Annotated in this window: 1 pseudogene; it reads right to left on the minus strand. The window is 33.4% G+C overall.

The annotated features are described in order from the left end of the window. Nucleotides 1-1,140 (minus strand): annotated as a pseudogene (locus tag C0512_RS15925) (translocation/assembly module TamB); the annotation flags it as partial.

The raw sequence follows: 1,140 nt of genomic DNA on the forward strand, positions 1-1,140 counted from the left end.
AGTTCCGTCAAAATCCATAAACAAGTTGGGGTCATTCACATTGACTTTTCCTTTGAAAATGGGTTGTTTAAAAGAGCCGTCTACTAAAATTTTAGTGTAGTTATAACCATTATAGTTCACTTGAAAAACATCTCCAATGAATGAAGTGTTCAGGTATTTTTGGGTAAATCCTTTTCCGCTAATCTCTAAATCAAGACTCACTTTCCCAATACTATTGTCATTAATCAAACTACCAACATCAAAATTATCCAGTATAACATATCCGTTATACTTAGCATTGTCAATGTTATTGAGGTCAGACATTTGTAAATCCGATTCAACCAAACCCAAAGCCGTGTTCATCACAAAATCGGCATTAAGATATTCTTGGGTTACTTCAGCGGTTCCGACAAAGTGAAATTGACCTAACTTCTGCAAAGAGGTTGGTAATTTTTTCCCGAGTATATTAGGCAACAGTTTGGTTAAATCATTGTAATTAGAAGATATTTTATCAAAATCTCCTTTCATATAAAATGATCCCGGTGCACGAGGAAAAAGGTTTTTGAAATTGACATCACCTTTAATAATTGAATTTTTACGGTCACGCAAATACATGTTCGTAGCATAAAAATCATTCATCGTTCCTTTGATTTTTGTATTCAAATAGAACTTTTGATTTTTATCTAATTCTTTGTAAAAATAACGGATATCATTCGTTGATAAAGTCGCGCTGTCAATGGCTACTTCAAATTTCACTTTGTTGTTAAAATCACTAAAATCTCGATTGTCTCTATTGTATTTCAATACAACTTCTCCCTTCAAATAAGATTCAGGAGTTCTGACTTCCAGCTTTTCTAACCTAATATTTTTCTTGGTGTAAGTAAAATTAGCCAACAAATTATCAATCTTAGCACCGCGATGGTCATGAAAATTCATCTTTGCGATATTGACGGTCACATCCGGTCCGCTGATTTTAAAATGCTGCAAGTGGGCATTCAATTTAGTGAAATCAACATCTTTAGGATTAATGCGATTTTCATCAATCATCGTAAATCGGCTGTTTTTCAAAAAAATGTTTTTTGAGGTCATGAGAAACTTACCGCTGCTTTTTTTGCCATCATCAAAAGCCGCTATAAACAAATCTAAGTTGGTTTCCTTTTC

It is taken from the genome of Flavobacterium sp. (assembly GCF_013822155.1).
In the GTDB taxonomy this organism is placed as follows: domain Bacteria; phylum Bacteroidota; class Bacteroidia; order Flavobacteriales; family Flavobacteriaceae; genus Flavobacterium.